This window comes from Ralstonia pickettii, from assembly GCF_016466415.2.
Lineage (GTDB): Bacteria > Pseudomonadota > Gammaproteobacteria > Burkholderiales > Burkholderiaceae > Ralstonia > Ralstonia pickettii.
The window spans coordinates 3,101,456-3,117,891 of record NZ_CP066771.1 but is presented as its reverse complement, the minus strand read 5'-3'; the positions used below and the strand labels follow the sequence as shown (position 1 = coordinate 3,117,891).

Here is a 16,436-nt window from a genome sequence, read left to right as displayed (position 1 = left end):
AGCGGGAGGAGGGCGACGGTGATCCCGTCGCGCTATTGATCCAAATTGCGTTTGAACTAGGAGACGCACAAATGAAATTGAAGCAACTGTGTCTGGCGGCAGCACTGTGCGCGCTGGCGGGTGGTGCAATGACGGCCGCATCGGCCCAGGAAGTCATCAAGCTGGGCTTTGCTGCCCCGATGTCGGGTCCGCAAGCGCAATACGGCACGGACATGAAGAACGGCGCGACCCTGGCCGTTGAAGAGTTCAATGCCACGCACCCGAAGATCGCCGGCAAGGAAGTCAAGTTCCAGCTCATGGCGGAAGACGACCAGGCTGACCCGAAGACCGGTACGGCAGTCGCCCAGAAGCTGGTGGACAGCGGCATCAAGGGCATGCTCGGCCACTTCAATTCGGGTACCAGCATCCCGGCGTCGCGCGTGTACAACCAGGCCGGCATCGCGCAGATCGCCATGGCAACCGCGCCGGAATACACCAAGCAGGGCTACAAGACGACGTTCCGCATGATGACTTCCGACACCCAGCAGGGCTCGGTGGTCGGCACGTTCGCCGTCAAGAAGCTGGGCTACAAGAACATCGCCATCGTGGATGACCGCACGGCCTACGGCCAAGGTCTGGCCGACGAGTTCGAGAAGGCTGCCAAGGCTGCCGGCGCCACCATCGTGCGTCGCGAATTCACCAACGACAAGGCCAGCGACTTCAAGGCCATCCTCACGCAGATCAAGAGCAAGAACCCGGACGCCGTGTTCTACGGTGGCGCCGAAGGCCAATCGGCCCCGCTGCTCAAGCAGATGCGCGAGCTGGGCATGAAGTCCACGCTGATGTCGGGCGAAATGTCCAAGACCGACGACTTCATCAAGCTGGCCGGCCCGCAAGCGGCGGAAGGCATGGTGGCATCGCTGGCCGGTCTGCCGCTGGAGCAGATGCCGGGCGGCGCTGGCTACAAGGCCCGCTATGAGAAGCGTTTCGGCACGCCGGTGCAGACGTACTCGCCGTACGCCTACGACGGCGCGATGGCCCTGATGAAGGCGATGGTGGCTGCCGGTTCGTCCGACCCGGCCAAGTACCTGCCGATCCTGGCTGCCACCAACACGCAAGGCGTCACCGCCAAGCACTACGCCTATGACGACAAGGGCGACCTGAAGGACGGCGGCATCACCGTCTACAAGGTCACCGGCGGCAAGTGGACGCCGCTGGAGAGCGTCGGCGGCAAGTAATCCGACCGGCTCTCAGCCATTTGCAGTATGAAAACCGCCCTCCGGGGCGGTTTTTCTTTGCCGGCGGTCTCAGGTTCCAAACACAGAGTTGTCGCTTTTTGTGTCGAAAATCACCGATCTATTATTAAATATCGTGTAACGCGGCTCTAACGCGTGTCAGTGCTTGGCTGACTTTCCCGGATGGGGGCTTCGGGTACCATGTCGCCCATGACAGGACTTCACGATCTCTTCCCTTCGTGGCCGCCCGCTCCCGGCGGCCTTTTCTGGATCGGGCTGGCGCTGGTTGGCGCGGCGTTGTGCGGCGAGTTTGCGCGCGCGGCGCTCAAGCTGCCGCGCATCGTCGGCTACGCGGTGGCGGGCTTGGTGGCCGGCGTGCTCGGCCGCCCGCTCATCGACGCCGACATGCTCGAGCAGACCCACATCCTGATCGAGATGGCGCTGGCGTTGGCGCTGTTCGAGCTGGGGCACCGCTTGTCGTTCGAGTGGCTGCGCGCCAATCGTTGGCTGTTGCTCACAAGCGGCTTTGAAAGTCTGCTGACCTGGGGCCTGGTCACCTGGGTGCTGCAGCTGTTTGGCGTGACGTCGTCGGTGGCGGTGGCCGCAGGCGCCATCGCGGTGGCCACGTCCCCGACGGTGCTCCTGCAACTCAAGAACGAACTGCGCGCCGAAGGCCAGGTGACGGAGCGACTGCTCTCGCTGGGCGCGCTCAACAGCATCTACGCAAGCGTGCTGGTGCCGCTGACCGCCGGCTGGCTGCACAGTGAATACGGCCACTGGGCGGCGGCGCTCATCCACCCGCTGTACCTGCTGGCAGGTTCCGTGCTTCTGGCCTGGGTGGTCGGCAAGGTGGGCCATGCGCTGTATCACCGCATGGCGGGTGACGATCACTATGCGTTCCTGGTGCTCGTCGGCCTGGTGCTGTTTGCACTGGCGATGGCCAAGCTGCTCAAGCTGTCGGTACCGCTCACGCTGCTGTTGGCAGGCGTGGTGTTCAAGCACCAAGACGATCACCCGCGCGTGTGGCCCTCGCACTTCGGCAGCGCGGGCAGCATCCTGATTGTGGTGATGATCGTGTCGCTCGGCTTGCCGCTCAAGGCGTCGGACTGGGTGATCGGCGGTGTGGCGGCGGTGGCGTTGGTGCTGTCGCGCTTTATCGCCAAACTGGCGGCCACGACGGCGCTGGGCTCGTTCACGGGCCTGTCGATGCGGCAGAGCATCGCGCTGGGCCTGGCCCTTGGGCCCATGTCCGGACTGTCATGGTTGCTGATGCACGATACGGCGGCTTTGTATCCGCAAACCGGTGGTCCGCTGGCGGCCATCATCCTGTGCACGCTGGCGATCCAGCAGATTGCTGCGCCGATCCTGACCGCGCGTTCGCTGCGCTGGGCAGGTGAGGTGCGACAAGACGAAGGGAGGCACTGAGCCCCATGTCCCTCGAACCATTCTCGAAATCCGAAGCACTCACGTTTGGCGTCGAGCTGGAACTGCAGCTCGTCAATCGTCACGACTACGACCTTGCCTCGGCGTCGCCCGACCTGCTGCGCATGCTCAAGGGCAAGGAATACCCCGGCGACATCAAGCCCGAGATCACCGATTCGATGATCGAGATCTCCACCGGCATCTGCCACAGCCATGACGAGGCACTCTGGCAGTTGCGCGAGATGCGCGACCGCATGGCTGAAGCCGCCACTGCGCTGAACATCGGCATCTGCGGCGGCGGCACCCATCCGTTCCAGCAGTGGAGCCAGCGCCAGATTTCACAATCGCCGCGCTATCAGTACATCTCGGATCTGTACGGTTACCTCGCCAAGCAGTTCACCGTGTTCGGGCAGCACGTGCATATTGGCTGCCCGAATCCGGACGATGCGCTGTATCTGCTGCACGCCATGTCGCGCTACGTGCCGCACTTCATTGCGCTGGCAGCGTCGTCGCCATTCGTGCAGGGCGTGGATACGGGGTTTGCATCCGCGCGCATGAACTCGGTCAGCGCCTTTCCGATGTCGGGCCGCGCGCCGTTCGTGCTGACGTGGGATGCCTTCATCGCATACTTCGACAAGATGCACGCCACCGGCGTGATCGAAAGCATGAAGGACTTCTATTGGGACATCCGCCCCAAGCCCGAATTCGGCACGATCGAAGTCCGCGTGATGGACACACCGCTGACCGTCGAACGCGCCGCCGCCATCGCCGCCTATATCCAGGCGCTGGGGCGCTGGCTGCTGCTCGATCGCCCGTTCATGCCCGTGGAAGACGATTACCTGGTCTACACCTTCAACCGCTTCCAGGCGTGCCGCTTCGGGCTGGCTGGCGAATACGTCGACCCGGCCACGGGCAATCGCGGTGCGCTGGCCGACCACATCCTGGAGACGAGCAAGGTACTGTCGGCACACGCCGAAGCGCTGTCGTCCGAAGGCGCGCTCGACATGGTGCGGGAGGTGGTGGAGGCGTGCGACGCCGATGCGGAATGGATCCGCGCGGCGCAACGTGAAACCCGCAACCTGCACGAGACCGTGCGACGCGGTTGCGGGCGCTGGACGCAGCAGGCGGCAACGCAGCCCGCCTGACGCATCATCGAAGAACGATCAGTCGCTTCGGACCGTTCCCGGCGCTTCCAGCCAGCGCTGCATGAACACGAGGTCGAGCCACTGACCGTGCTTGATGGCCGCCTCGGGCATGCGGCCCACTTCCTTGAAGCCGAGCTTTTCATGCAGGCGAATCGAGCCCGCATTGGCACCGTCGATGGCGCCCACCATCAGGTGCTTGCCCAGGGCAGCGGCACGTTCGCACAGCGCCTCGACCAGCCGACTGCCCAGCCCCTTGCCACGCCAGTCGCGGTGTATGTGCACCGAGTGCTCGACGGTGGTGCGAAAGCCCGGGTAGGGCCGGAAATCCCCAAACGATGCAACGCCTGCCACCTGCCCATCATCGTCGGCGACCAGCACCGGATACCCCTGCGTGGCACGCAAGGCCAGCCACGTGGTGCGGTCTTCCAGCGTGACCGGTGTTTCGGTGTAGATCGCATTGGAGTTGGCGATCACGTCGTTGTAGATGGCGAGGATGGCCGGCAGGTCAGCCTGCGTTGCGTCGCGGAGCAGCATGATGCGTGATGGGGTCAATGAGTCGGACGCACCGCCAGTACGCGGCGCGCGAAGGCCCAGCATACCAAGGCGAAGACGATCAGCCCAAGCCATTGCGCCGTGCCTTCAAACGACGCCCCCACGATGGCCAGCGGCGCATCCTTGCCCGTGCTGCCGATCACTGCCGCCATCAGCACACCCACCAGACTTTCGCCCACGATCAGGCCCGACGCCAGTAGCACGCCGTGGCGGTTCGGCACCTCGGCATAGCGCTCGTACGGCACGCCGGCCGCCTGCGCGCGCTTGGCAAGAATCTTTTCGATGATCCACGCCAGCACCGCACCGGCCACCAGCACCGTGCTGACCGTCGGCGGCAGATAGATGCCGATGCCCACTGCCAGGACCGGCAGCCGCGCAACGCCGCCGCGTTGCTTGAGCGCCCAGTCGACCGCGATCAGCAGCACGCCGATCACGATGCCCGCAATCACCATGTTCCACTGCAGCTGGTGCGTGAAGATGCCGGTGGCGATGGCCGTCATGAGCGTCGCCTGCGGAGCCGACAGCGCCTGCGCCGCATCCATGCCGGCACGTGGGAGCGCACCCGGAAAGCCATACGCGTTATACAGCAGCTCCAGCACCGGCGAGATGACTGCCGCGCCCGCCACGCAGCCGATCAGCAGTGCCACCTGCTGGCGCCACGGCGTGGCCCCGACCAGCCAGCCGGTCTTCAGGTCCTGCAGGTTGTCGTTGGAGATGGTCGCCACGGCCACCACGGCCGACGTTGTGAAGATCGCCAGCGCAATGCCCAGCTTGCTCGCTTCGGGCGAACCCACGATACCGTTGTCCGCGCCGATGGCCAACAGCAGCAGCGACACCAAGGTGATGGCGATGATGCCGATGCCCGAAATCGGGCTCGACGACGAACCGATCAGCCCGGCCATGTAGCCGCACGCCGCCGCCACCAGAAAGCCGAACACCACCGCAAAGATCACCGCGAAGGTGATCAGCGTCCAGCGCGAGCCGGCCGACAGCATGGTCGGCGCCAGAAATGCAGCGAAGGTGATCACCAGTACCACGACCATCGCCAGCGTGACCAGCAGAATCCAGCGCGGCGCCATGTCCTGCTCGGTGCGCAGCGCGCCATCAGCCTTCGGGCGCAAGCTGCCAAACGAGCGCTTCACGCCGTGCACCACCGGGCCGATCAGTGTGCCCAGCGTCCACACGGCCGCCACCGCAATCACGCCAGCGCCGATAAAACGCACCTGCGTGCGCCACACATCCGTGCCAAACGCCGAGAGCGCCTTGCCCGCCGGCATCGGCGTGATGGACGTCAGATACGGCACGGCGATGCCCCAGGCGATCACCAGGCCCACCAGCATGGCCAGCCCCGCCACCAGGCCGATCAGATAGCCCGCGCCCAGCAGCGCAGTCGAAAAACCCATGGGCAAGCGCACCACCGCGGCGCCCGCAGCGAACCACCAGCTCGCACCTTCTCCGAGCAAGCGCAGGCCGCTGGTGGCAAACGCCACGATGGCCGCGACGATGCCACCCGCTGCCAGATCGCGCATGCCGGTGGCGGCGGGAACAGCGTCGTCATCGGCAGCGGCTTCACCGTCCGCTGGCTCGCCACTGCCCACGCGCAGAATTTCTGCCGCCGCCACGCCTTCGGGATAGGGCAGGTCGCTTTGCACCACCATCGCGTGGCGCAGCGGAATCGTAAACACCACGCCGAGCATGCCGCCCGCCATGCAGACTCCAAACGTTTGCCAAAATGGGAAACCTTGCCAGTGCCCGATCATCACCAGCCCGGGCAGAATGAAGATGATCGAAGACAGCGTCCCGGCCGCAGACGCCTGCGTCTGCACCATGTTGTTCTCAAGGATGTTCGTGCCGCCGAGCATGCGCAGCACGGCCATCGAAATGACCGCTGCCGGAATCGCCGAAGAGAACGTCAGGCCGACCTTCAGGCCGAGGTACACGTTTGAAGCGGTAAAGATCACGGTGATGATCGCGCCGAGGATCATGCCGCGCAGCGTTAGCTCAGGCAGGGTCGCTGCCGTAAGGTGCTTGGGAGGATGGAGGGATTGCATCCTGCGGGTCTCCAAAGAAGGTTCTTGTGGCGCGGATTATAGGAGTGGACGGGGGCGGACCACCAACGCAAAAACCAAAACCCAAACCAAATATCAGCACTCCACAATATTCACCGCCAACCCCCCGCGCGCCGTCTCCTTGTACTTCGTCTTCATATCCGCCCCCGTCTCGCGCATCGTCTTGATCACGGAGTCGAGCGAAACATAATGCGTGCCATCCCCCCGCAACGCCATGCGCGCCGCATTCACCGCCTTCACAGACGCCATCGCATTGCGCTCGATACACGGAATCTGCACCAGCCCGCCGACCGGGTCGCATGTCAGCCCCAGGTTGTGCTCCATGCCAATCTCAGCAGCGTTTTCCACCTGCGCTGGCGTGCCGCCGAGCACCGCAGCGAGTGCGCCCGCCGCCATGGAACACGCCACACCGACTTCGCCCTGGCAGCCGACTTCCGCGCCCGAGATCGACGCATTCATCTTGTAAAGCATGCCGATCGCGCCAGCGGTGAGCAGGAAATCCACCACGCCATTGTCGTTCGCGCCGGGCACGAAGCGGTCGTAGTAATGCATCACGGCCGGGATGATCCCGGCTGCGCCGTTGGTCGGCGCCGTGACGACGCGCCCGCCTGCGGCGTTCTCTTCGTTCACGGCAATCGCATACAGGTTCACCCAGTCGATCACCGACAGCGGGTCGGACAGTGTGCGTTCTGCCTGCACCGTGAGCCGCGAATACAACTCGGCCGCGCGGCGGCGCACATGGAACGGGCCCGGCAGTTCGCCTTCCGTGCGGCAGCCGCGCGCGACACACGCCTGCATCACGTGCCAGATGTTGAGCAGGCCGGCGCGCACTTCGGCTTCGCTGCGCCACGTCAGTTCGTTTTCGAGCATCAACCGGGCGATGGATTTGCCCGTCGATTCGCACATCGCCAGCAGTTCTTTGCCGCTGCGGAACGGATGCGGCAATTGGTCATGTGCGGCCAGCACCTGCGTGTTCGGTGCGCCAGCGGTGACGACAAAGCCGCCGCCGACCGACAGATAGCGCGCTTCGCGCAGCCGCTCGCCTGCTGCATCGAAGGCGTGGAACTTCATGCCGTTCGGATGCTCGGCCATCGCCTCGCGGCGATAGAAGGCGATGTGCTCCTTCTCGGTAAAGCGCACCGCGTGACGGCCCAGCAGCGACAGCGACTGTGACGCCCGCAGCGCCGCGAGCTTGGCGTCGATGGTGTCAGGGTCGATCGTGTCCGGCGCCTCGCCCATCAGACCGAGGATGACGCCGCGATCGGTGCCGTGGCCCTTGCCAGTGGCGCCGAGCGAACCGTACAGCTCGACGCGGACACTGGCGACTTGCGGCATCAGTCCATCGGCTTCGAGGCCCGAGGCGAACATCAGCGCGGCGCGCATCGGCCCGACGGTGTGCGAGCTGGACGGACCGATGCCGATCTTGAAGAGGTCGAAAACAGAAACAGCCATGGGTAAGGCTCCGGGGGCGTTTTGCAAAAGGGGCGAGTCGGCTTGTGGCCGCCCGCGCACGGGTTGTTCAGATGCAAACGGCCGCCCCGTGGTGCGAGGCGGCCGCCTGTGGCGTAGCGCGATGGCAATCGCGCACCGGGTCGCCGGCTTAGTCCTGCGCGTACTCGCTCATCGGTACGCAGGCGCAGAACAGGTTGCGGTCGCCGTAGACGTTGTCGGCGCGGCCGACCGGCGGCCAGTACTTGCGCGCGCGCAGCGATGCCACCGGGTAGGCGGCCTGCTCACGCGTGTACTTGTGCGACCAGTCATCGGCCATCACCACGGCTGCGGTGTGCGGTGCGTGCTTGAGCGGATTGTCTTCGCGGTCGAATTCGCCCGAGATCACCTTGTCGACTTCGCCGCGGATGGCGATCATCGCGTCGATGAAGCGGTCGAGTTCCACCTTCGGCTCGCTTTCGGTGGGCTCGATCATCAGCGTGCCCGGCACCGGGAAGCTCATCGTCGGCGCGTGGAAGCCGAAGTCCATCAGGCGCTTGGCGATGTCTTCGTTGCTGATGCCCGATTCCTTCTGCAGCGGGCGGATGTCGAGAATGCACTCGTGCGCCACCAGGCCGTGCGCGCCCGTGTAGAGCACCGGGTAGTACGGCGCAAGACGCTTGGCCACGTAGTTGGCCGTCAGGATAGCCGTCTCGGTGGCGGCGGTCAGGCCCGCGGCGCCCATCATCGCGATGTACATCCACGAGATCGGCAGGATCGACGCAGAGCCGAACGCCGACGCCGACACGTTGCCGATGTTCTGGCTGGCATCTTCACCCGACGCCGCGCGGCCGGGCAGGAACGGCGCGAGGTGTGCGCCCACGGCCACCGGACCAACGCCCGGGCCGCCGCCGCCGTGCGGAATGCAGAACGTCTTGTGCAGGTTCAGGTGCGAGACGTCGCCGCCGAAGTGGCCCGGCGCGGCCGTGCCGACCATGGCGTTCATGTTCGCGCCGTCCACGTAGACCTGACCGCCGTGGCTGTGCACGATCTCGCAGACGCGCTTCACGCCTTCCTCGAACACGCCGTGCGTGGACGGGTAGGTGATCATGATCGCCGCGAGGTTCTTGCTGTGCTCGGCCGCCTTCTTCTCCAGGTCGGCCAGATCGACGTTGCCGCACTCATCGCACGCCACGACAACGACCTGCATGCCGGCCATCTGCGCCGATGCGGGGTTCGTACCGTGCGCCGACGATGGGATCAGGCACACGTTGCGGTGCGCTTCACCGCGGCTGGCGTGGTAGGCGTGAATGATCAGCAGACCGGCGTACTCACCTTGCGAACCTGCGTTCGGCTGCAGGCTCACGGCCGCGTAGCCGGTGGCGGCGCACAGCATCTGCTCGAGCTGGTCGATCATCTCGCGGTAGCCGACGGTCTGGTCGGCCGGCGCGAACGGGTGGATGTTCGAGAACTCGGGCCACGTCACCGGCAGCATTTCTGCGGTGGCATTGAGCTTCATGGTGCACGAGCCCAGCGGGATCATCGTGCGGTCGAGCGCGAGGTCCTTGTCGGCCAGGCTGCGCAGGTAGCGCAGCATTTCGTGCTCGGAATGGTGTGCGTTGAACACCGGGTGCGTCAGGTACGCGCTCTGGCGGATGAGCGAGGCCGGATACGCATCGGCCACGCCCGCTTCGGTCTGGTCGAAGTCCGGTGCGGCGGCGTGGGCGGCATGCGCGAAGACTTCCCACAGCGCAACGACGTCCGCGCGTGTGACCGTCTCGTCCAGCGAGATGCCCAGTCGCGCATCGTCGATCTGGCGCAGGTTGATGCCGTGCGCCTGTGCTGCGATGTGCAGGTTCGCGGTGCGCGGGCCGGTGGCGACGGTCAGCGTGTCGAAGAACGCGTCGGATTCCAGCGTGTAGCCGATCGCACGCAGGCCGGCTGCCAGCGTGGCGGTCAGGCGATGCACGCGCTGGGCGATGCGCTTCAGGCCTTGCGGGCCGTGGTAGACGGCGTACATCGACGCCATCACGCCCAGCAGCACCTGCGCGGTACAGATGTTCGAGGTGGCCTTCTCGCGGCGGATGTGCTGTTCGCGCGTTTGCAGAGCGAGGCGGTAGGCCGGATTGCCTTGCGCATCGATCGTCACGCCGACCAGTCGGCCGGGCATCGAGCGCTTGAACGCGTCGCGCACGGCCATGTAGCCGGCGTGCGGGCCGCCGAAACCGAACGGCACGCCAAAACGCTGCGTGTTGCCGATCACGACGTCGGCACCCCATTCGCCCGGCGCGGCCAGCAGCGTGAGTGCCAGCAGATCGGCGGCGGCCACGACCAGACCGCCGGCGGCGTGCACGGCATCGGTCAGGGCCTGGTACGTCGCCAGATCGCCCAGCAGCGCACCGTTGGCGCCCGGGTATTGCAGCAGCACGCCGAACGCGTCGTGCTTGGCCGCGTCGGCCGCCGGGCCGGTCACCACTTGCACGCCGATCGGCTCGGCGCGCGTGCGCACGACTTCCAGCGTTTGCGGCAGCACGTCGTCGGCCACGAAGAACACGGTCGACTTCGATTTGCCAATGCGCTGCAGCAGCGTCATGGCTTCGGCAGCGGCGGTCGCTTCGTCCAGCATCGACGCATTGGCGATGTCCATCGCCGTGAGGTCGATCACCATCTGCTGGAAATTCAGCATCGCCTCCAGGCGGCCCTGCGAGATTTCCGGCTGATATGGCGTGTACGCCGTGTACCAGGCGGGGTTCTCGAGAATGTTGCGCAGGATGACGCCCGGCGTATGCGTGCCGTAATAGCCCTGGCCGATCAGGCTCTTGACCACGCGGTTCTGCCCGGCGATGCCGCGCAGCTTGGCGAGCGCCGCTTCTTCGGTCAGCGGCTGCGTGAATTCGCCCAGCGGCATGCCGTCCTGGCGGCGGATGGCCGGCGGGATCACGGCGTCGATCAGCGCGGCGCGGCTGGTATAGCCGAGCGTGCCGAGCATGGCGGTCTGCTCGTCGGCAGACGGGCCGATGTGGCGGTGCGCGAAGGCGTCGCGCGCCTCCAGGTCAGCCAACGTCGGGCGTTCGGCGGCAAGCGCCGAGGAAGCGGGGTGCGGAGCGTTCATGGCAAGGGCTCGAAATTCAGGCGATGCAAGCAATGGCCGATGCGCAGCGCAGGTCAGGGCGCGCGCACCGGCCGGAGGACCGGATTAGCCGATCTTGGCTTCGTAATCAGCAGCCGACATCAGGGCGTTCACGTCGTCGGCGTTGGTCGGCTTGATCTTGAACAGCCAGGCCTCGTAGGCGCCGGCGTTCACGGATTCCGGCGCGCCGGCGGCGTCAGCGTTGTTGGCGACGATCTCGCCGGCCACCGGGGCGAAGATGTCGGAAGCGGCCTTGACCGACTCCACCACCGCAATCGCTTCGTCCTTGGCGACGGCGCGGCCGGCTTCCGGCAGCTCCAGAAAGACGATGTCGCCGAGCTGTTCCTGCGCGAAGTCGGTAATGCCGATGGTCAGCGTGCCGTCGGCTTCAACGCGGATCCACTCGTCGTGTTCGGTGTACTTCAGATCGGCGGGGACGTTGCTCATGAAAGGGTTCTCCGGAAAATGGGTATTGGGGGATGCAAATTCGGTGTTCAGCTGACCAGCGCCTTGCCATTGCGCACGAACGGCAGTTTAACCACAGTCGCGGTCAACTTGCGGTCGCGAATTTCGACCTGTACGTCGGTGCCGATGGCCACGTCCTTGGGCAGGCGCGCCAGTGCGATGGAGAGCGACAGGCTCGGGCTGAACGTGCCGCTGGTGATCTCGCCGTCACCGGCGGCGGTGATGACTTTCTGGTGGGCGCGCAGCACGCCGCCCTTGTCGCGCAGGATCAGGCCGACGAACTGTTCGCGTTGTCCACCGGCTTGCAGCGCGGCCTTGCCGGTGAAGTCGCGTTCGCTTTGCAGGTCGACCGTCCAGGCGAGGCCGGCGTCGAGCGGCGAGACGTGCTCGTCCATATCCTGGCCGTAGAGGTTCATGCCGGCTTCCAGGCGCAGCGTGTCGCGCGCGCCCAGGCCTGCCGGGCGCACGCCGGCCTGCAGCAGGCGCTCCCAGACGCCCGCAATCTGCGCGGCCGGCACGACCAGTTCGAAACCGTCTTCACCGGTGTAGCCGGTGCGGGCCACCATGATCTCGCCCACGTTTTCCACGGTGACAAAGCCCGCGTTGAACGGCTTGAGCGCGTCGCCCACGGCCTGCGAGCCGGGCAGCGCGGCGTAGGTCTTGGCACGCGCGTTCGGGCCTTGCACCGCCAGGATGCCCAGCGGCTCGGCGCCCGCGTTGTTGTCGGAGCGGCGCGGCGTGATGGTCACGTCGGTGCCGGCGGCGGCGTTCTGCGCGACGATCCACTCCAGGTCCGTCGGGGCGGTGCCGGCGTTGACCACCAGGCGGAACCAGTCTTCGCGGAAGAAGTAGACGATCAGGTCGTCGATCACGCCGCCCTTGGGGTTCAGCATGCAACTGTAGAGCGCCTTGCCGGGGGTCTGCAGCTTGTCGACGTTGTTGGCGAGCAGCCCTCGCAGGAAGTCGCGCACACGCGCACCGGTGAGGTCGACCACGCACATGTGCGAGACGTCGAAGACGCCGGCGTCCTGGCGCACCGCGTGATGTTCTTCGATCTGGGAGCCGTAGTTGACGGGCATGTCCCAGCCGCCAAAGTCGACCATGCGGGCGCCCAGCGAGCGGTGGATGGCATTGAGCGGCGTGTGTTGGAGCGTCATGGAATCTCTCGGCAGAGGCGCCGCCACTGTGGCCGGGCGCGGCGCGTTATTCGGGACCAGAAAAGCAAAAAGGCCACCCGCGCAGCCTGATGCCTCATGGTGACGCCATGAAGATCAACAAGCTGCGCAGATGGCCCCTCTGTCCTTGGTACCTGAGAGATTGCGAAGCGGGGCGCATAGCGGTGCGCGCCGTTCGTGAGCCCCTTCGGTGGGCGCCCGCAGTGGTCGTGCGGCGCCAGCTCTCCAGAGTGCGGTCGGACGCATGTCCGCCGATCCGCCCGGTCCTGGATGCCTGAGAGTTTTCGGGTGCTACCCCTTCGGCGGCGCCTTGCCGTGTACGGCGGGCACGCTCTCCCGGATGGATGGCCGGAATTTACGGAAGGGGGATGGGATTGTCAATTGGGGTGGACTTGGCGGTTTCGGGTTGGGGGGGAGGGCTGGATTTTTTGTGCTTGTGGTGCATCCCTTGTTTCATCCCCTGCCGGGGCTGACTCACTTTCTTTGGTCTTGCCCAAAGAAAGTAAGCAAAGAAATGCGCGCCCGAGATGGCGAAAGACTCCTTCAATTTCCGTAACCGGGCGGAGACGGGGAAAACTCGCTGCGCTCAGACAGTTCCCCGTCTTTTTTCCGCCCGCTTACGAAAATTGAAGGCGCCATCTAGGGCAGGACCGTCAAAGGCCAAAGACAACGGCCACACCGTCGGGGCGCGGGCGGGAGCGCCTTGTTCGGGTGTGGCCGACGTGCGGGTGTTGGTCGTCTTGCTTTGACTTACTTGCCGATTTGGCGGCTGACCTGGTTTTCCTGCTGGTTCAGCGTGCGCTGTTCCTGTTTGGTGATGTGCCCACCGTTTTGGGCCGCCATGTCGCGCTCTTCCTGGCGAATCTGGCGGTCTTCCTTGTGCAGCTGGCGCGCCTGGCCCTTGGTGATTTCGCCTTCCTTCACTTCGTTGTGGATGCGCTTGTTCTGGTTGGCGAGACGGTGGTTGACCTCGGCACGGCGCGGGTGGTCCTTTTGCCATTGGGTCTGGGCGAAGGCGCCGGTGGTTGCCGACACGGCGACGGCGCCGATGGCCAGGGCTTTGAGGATGCGGTTCATGGTGCGTTCTCCGGTGGGCGGCCGACCGATTCAGCCGCTGTCCTGTCCATAACGGCGGGCCGTGCGGGGTCGACTACGCCGTTCGTGTAACGGCGCGTAAGCGGTGTAACGCCCCTGCGAAAAGCGAGGGGCGCAAACGCGTGCGGTGCGGTATTGGCACCTCCGACGGCGCCCCCGGCAAACGGCTTTTCATCGGCTCAATCGATGCAAAGGCGCCGTGCTACCATCGCCCTCCGCTGTCGTTCCCGCCTGCTTTTTCTTCCGCCTGTTCCGATGTCTTCCGGTCTCGCCCACGGGCTCAATGCTGCCCAATCCGAAGGTGTGCACTACCTCGACGGCCCTTGCCTGGTGCTGGCCGGGGCGGGCTCGGGCAAGACGCGCGTGATCACGCAGAAGATCGCGCACCTGATTCTCGACAAGGGCTTCGAGCCCAAGCACATCGCCGCGGTGACGTTCACCAACAAGGCGGCCAAGGAAATGCAGGAGCGCGTGGCCAAGTTGATGGACGGCAAGACGCGCGAAGATGGCAAGCGCATTCCCATCAAGCAGTTGACGGTCTGTACGTTTCACTCGCTGGGCGTGCAGATCCTGCGGGCGGAAGCCGAGCATGTCGGCCTCAAGCCACGTTTCTCGATCATGGATTCGGACGATTGCTTCGGCATGATCCAGGAGCAGCTCGCAACCACCGACAAGCAGTTGATCCGCCGCGTGCAGAGCACGATCTCGCTATGGAAGAACGGTCTCGTCGACCCGGACACGGCGATTGCCGAGGCGCTCGTCAACAACAACGTCGATGACCACCAGGCGGCGCTCGTCTATCGCAACTACGTGGCGACGCTGCACGCGTATCAGGCGGTGGACTTCGACGACCTGATCCGCATTCCCGCCGAGCTGTTCGCGCGCAATGAAGAGGTGCGCCTGAAGTGGCAGAACCGTCTGCGCTACTTCCTCGTCGATGAATACCAGGACACCAACGCCTGCCAGTATCAGTTGCTGAAGCTGCTGGCGGGCGGCTCGCACCTGCGTGCGCCGGCCTTTACGGCCGTGGGCGACGACGATCAGGCCATCTACGGCTGGCGTGGCGCCACGCTCGACAACCTCAAGCTGTTGCAGACGGATTTCCCGAACCTGAAAGTCATCAAGCTGGAGCAGAACTACCGCTCCACGGTGCGCATTCTGAATGCCGCCAACGCGGTCATCGCACAGAACCCGAAACTGTTCGAGAAGACGCTGTGGAGCGAGCACGGCATGGGCGACGCGATCAACGTCACCAGCGCCAATGACGAGGAGCACGAAGCCGAAAGCGTCGTCTTCAAGCTCTCTGCCCACAAGTTCGAGCGTCGTGCGCAGTTTCGCGATTACGCGATCCTGTATCGCGGCAACTTTCAGGCGCGCCTGTTCGAGCAGATCCTGCGCCGCGAGCGCATTCCGTATGTGCTCTCGGGCGGGCAAAGCTTTTTCGACAAGGCCGAGATCAAGGATCTGTGCGCGTACCTGCGGCTGATTGCCAACGCGGATGACGACCCCGCCTTCATTCGCGCCATCACCACGCCCAAGCGCGGTGTGGGCAATGCGACGCTCGAAGTGCTGGGTTCGTTTGCGGGGCAGGCCAAGGTGTCGCTGTTCGAGGCGGCGATGATGGGCGGCATCGAAGCGCAACTCGCGCCGCGCCAGCTCGAGCCGCTGCGCGTGTTCTGCGAATTCATCGTGCGGCTCTCGGACCGCGCCGCCAAGGAGCCCGCCGCCACGCTGCTCGACGAGATGATGGAAGGCATCCATTACGAGGCCTACCTGTACGACACCTACGACGAGCGCCAGGCCCAGAACAAGTGGACCAACGTGCTGGAGTTTCTGGACTGGCTCAAGCGCAAGGGCACCAAGCCCGAAAAGGATGACGACGAAGAAGCCACGGGCTTCGACAATGCCGATGGCTTGATGGACACCGGCAAGAACCTGCTGGAACTCACGCAGACCATCGCGCTGATCAGCATGCTCGAAGGCAAGGAAGAGGATCCGGATGCGGTGCGCCTGTCCACGCTGCACGCGAGCAAGGGGCTGGAGTATCCGCATGTGTTCCTGGTCGGCGTGGAAGAGGGCATCTTGCCGCACTGCCGCGAAGACGATGAGTTGACCGACGAGAAGATCGAAGAAGAACGGCGGTTGATGTATGTGGGGATCACGCGGGCGCAGCGCAGCCTGCATATCAGCTGGTGCAAGAAGCGCAAGCGGGCGCGGGAGACGGTGGTGTGCGAGCCGTCACGCTATATCGCTGAGATGAAGCTTGGAGAGGATGCCGGGCCGACGCCGGAGGACACCATGCCGGCGATGTCGCCGAAGGATCGGCTGGGGGCGTTGAAGGGGTTGTTGGCGGCTAAGAAACCTGTGGCTTCGTGAGTCGGTTTTGGGTTTTGGGTTTTTGTTTTTTGTTTTTGGTTTTGGTGCATCCCTTGTTTCAGCCCCTGCCGGGGCTGACTCACTTTCTTTGGTCTTGCCCAAAGAAAGTAAGCAAAGAAATGCGCGCCCGAGATGGCGAAAGATTCCTTCAATTTCCGTAACCGTGCGGAGGCGGGGAAAACTCGCTACGCTCAGACAGTTCCCCGCCTTTTTTCCGCCCGCTTACAAAAATTGAAGGCGCCATCTAGGGCAGGAAAGTCAAAGGAGAAAGCCACACCCTCGGGGCGCAAGCCCAAATGAAAAGGCCAACCGCGCGATGGGTTGGCCTTTCTCTTTTGACGTTGAGCCCTTGATGGCGCCTTGAA

Annotated in this window: 11 protein-coding genes and 2 riboswitches; of the genes, 4 read left to right on the top strand and 7 right to left on the bottom strand. The window is 64.8% G+C overall.

The features are described from left to right. Positions 1 to 71 precede the first annotated feature (71 nt). The 3 genes from RP6297_RS14750 (at position 72) to RP6297_RS14740 (ending at position 3,781) form a co-directional block, all read left to right on the top strand. Positions 72 to 1,217, top strand: a complete 1,146-nt coding sequence (locus RP6297_RS14750) for a branched-chain amino acid ABC transporter substrate-binding protein (protein WP_009239576.1) — start codon at positions 72 to 74, stop codon at positions 1,215 to 1,217. Positions 1,218 to 1,415: 198 nt separating this feature from the next. Beyond that, on the top strand, positions 1,416 to 2,639 hold the full coding sequence (locus tag RP6297_RS14745) for a cation:proton antiporter (RefSeq protein WP_009239577.1): 1,224 nt from the start codon (positions 1,416 to 1,418) through the stop codon (positions 2,637 to 2,639). A 5-nt stretch (positions 2,640 to 2,644) separates the two neighbouring features. Further along, positions 2,645 to 3,781, top strand: a complete 1,137-nt coding sequence (locus RP6297_RS14740) for a YbdK family carboxylate-amine ligase (protein WP_009239578.1) — start codon at positions 2,645 to 2,647, stop codon at positions 3,779 to 3,781. 18 nt (positions 3,782 to 3,799) lie between these two features. Here the strand turns inward: RP6297_RS14740 and RP6297_RS14735 are convergent, their stop codons facing one another. From RP6297_RS14735 to RP6297_RS14705, 7 genes are all read right to left on the bottom strand, one after another. Further along, positions 3,800 to 4,315 carry a GNAT family N-acetyltransferase gene (locus RP6297_RS14735; protein WP_009239579.1) on the bottom strand — a complete coding sequence of 172 codons (516 nt, stop codon included), beginning with the start codon at positions 4,313 to 4,315 and terminating at the stop codon, positions 3,800 to 3,802. A 14-nt stretch (positions 4,316 to 4,329) separates the two neighbouring features. Continuing rightward, entirely contained in the window at positions 4,330 to 6,384 is a 2,055-nt protein-coding gene (locus tag RP6297_RS14730; RefSeq protein ID WP_009239580.1) for an OPT family oligopeptide transporter, read from the bottom strand. 93 nt (positions 6,385 to 6,477) lie between these two features. Continuing rightward, the gene (locus RP6297_RS14725; RefSeq protein ID WP_009239581.1) at positions 6,478 to 7,854 is read right to left on the bottom strand and encodes an L-serine ammonia-lyase; all 1,377 of its coding nucleotides are present in this window, start codon (positions 7,852 to 7,854) and stop codon (positions 6,478 to 6,480) included. A 148-nt stretch (positions 7,855 to 8,002) separates the two neighbouring features. Continuing rightward, complete coding sequence (gene gcvP / locus RP6297_RS14720) at positions 8,003 to 10,942, bottom strand: aminomethyl-transferring glycine dehydrogenase (RefSeq protein ID WP_009239582.1); 2,940 nt, start codon at positions 10,940 to 10,942, stop codon at positions 8,003 to 8,005. A gap of 84 nt (positions 10,943 to 11,026) precedes the next feature. Then, positions 11,027 to 11,407, bottom strand: coding sequence for a glycine cleavage system protein GcvH (gene gcvH, locus RP6297_RS14715; RefSeq protein WP_009239583.1), 381 nt, complete (start codon positions 11,405 to 11,407; stop codon positions 11,027 to 11,029). Between the two features lie 47 nt (positions 11,408 to 11,454). After that, positions 11,455 to 12,582 (bottom strand): glycine cleavage system aminomethyltransferase GcvT, encoded by a 1,128-nt coding sequence (gene gcvT, locus RP6297_RS14710; protein ID WP_009239584.1) that lies wholly within the window; start codon positions 12,580 to 12,582, stop codon positions 11,455 to 11,457. A gap of 129 nt (positions 12,583 to 12,711) precedes the next feature. Beyond that, a riboswitch (glycine riboswitch) is annotated at positions 12,712 to 12,839 on the bottom strand. A 12-nt stretch (positions 12,840 to 12,851) separates the two neighbouring features. Beyond that, a riboswitch (glycine riboswitch) is annotated at positions 12,852 to 12,949 on the bottom strand. A gap of 401 nt (positions 12,950 to 13,350) precedes the next feature. Continuing rightward, complete coding sequence (locus tag RP6297_RS14705) at positions 13,351 to 13,677, bottom strand: hypothetical protein (RefSeq protein WP_009239585.1); 327 nt, start codon at positions 13,675 to 13,677, stop codon at positions 13,351 to 13,353. A 273-nt stretch (positions 13,678 to 13,950) separates the two neighbouring features. Here RP6297_RS14705 and RP6297_RS14700 point away from each other — a divergent pair, with 273 nt between their 5' ends. Next, positions 13,951 to 16,071 carry a UvrD-helicase domain-containing protein gene (locus RP6297_RS14700; protein WP_009239586.1) on the top strand — a complete coding sequence of 707 codons (2,121 nt, stop codon included), beginning with the start codon at positions 13,951 to 13,953 and terminating at the stop codon, positions 16,069 to 16,071. The last annotated feature ends 365 nt before the right edge of the window (positions 16,072 to 16,436 follow it).

Bases quoted from the DNA above. Each gene is read 5' to 3' on its own strand.
- RP6297_RS14750 (WP_009239576.1), top strand. From the start codon at position 72: ATGAAATTGAAGCAACTGTGTCTGGCGGCAGCACTGTGCGCGCTGGCG.
- RP6297_RS14745 (WP_009239577.1), top strand. From the start codon at position 1,416: ATGTCGCCCATGACAGGACTTCACGATCTCTTCCCTTCGTGGCCGCCC.
- RP6297_RS14740 (WP_009239578.1), top strand. From the start codon at position 2,645: ATGTCCCTCGAACCATTCTCGAAATCCGAAGCACTCACGTTTGGCGTC.
- RP6297_RS14735 (WP_009239579.1), bottom strand. From the start codon at position 4,315: ATGCTGCTCCGCGACGCAACGCAGGCTGACCTGCCGGCCATCCTCGCC.
- RP6297_RS14730 (WP_009239580.1), bottom strand. From the start codon at position 6,384: ATGCAATCCCTCCATCCTCCCAAGCACCTTACGGCAGCGACCCTGCCT.
- RP6297_RS14725 (WP_009239581.1), bottom strand. From the start codon at position 7,854: ATGGCTGTTTCTGTTTTCGACCTCTTCAAGATCGGCATCGGTCCGTCC.
- gcvP (WP_009239582.1), bottom strand. From the start codon at position 10,942: ATGAACGCTCCGCACCCCGCTTCCTCGGCGCTTGCCGCCGAACGCCCG.
- gcvH (WP_009239583.1), bottom strand. From the start codon at position 11,407: ATGAGCAACGTCCCCGCCGATCTGAAGTACACCGAACACGACGAGTGG.
- gcvT (WP_009239584.1), bottom strand. From the start codon at position 12,582: ATGACGCTCCAACACACGCCGCTCAATGCCATCCACCGCTCGCTGGGC.
- RP6297_RS14705 (WP_009239585.1), bottom strand. From the start codon at position 13,677: ATGAACCGCATCCTCAAAGCCCTGGCCATCGGCGCCGTCGCCGTGTCG.
- RP6297_RS14700 (WP_009239586.1), top strand. From the start codon at position 13,951: ATGTCTTCCGGTCTCGCCCACGGGCTCAATGCTGCCCAATCCGAAGGT.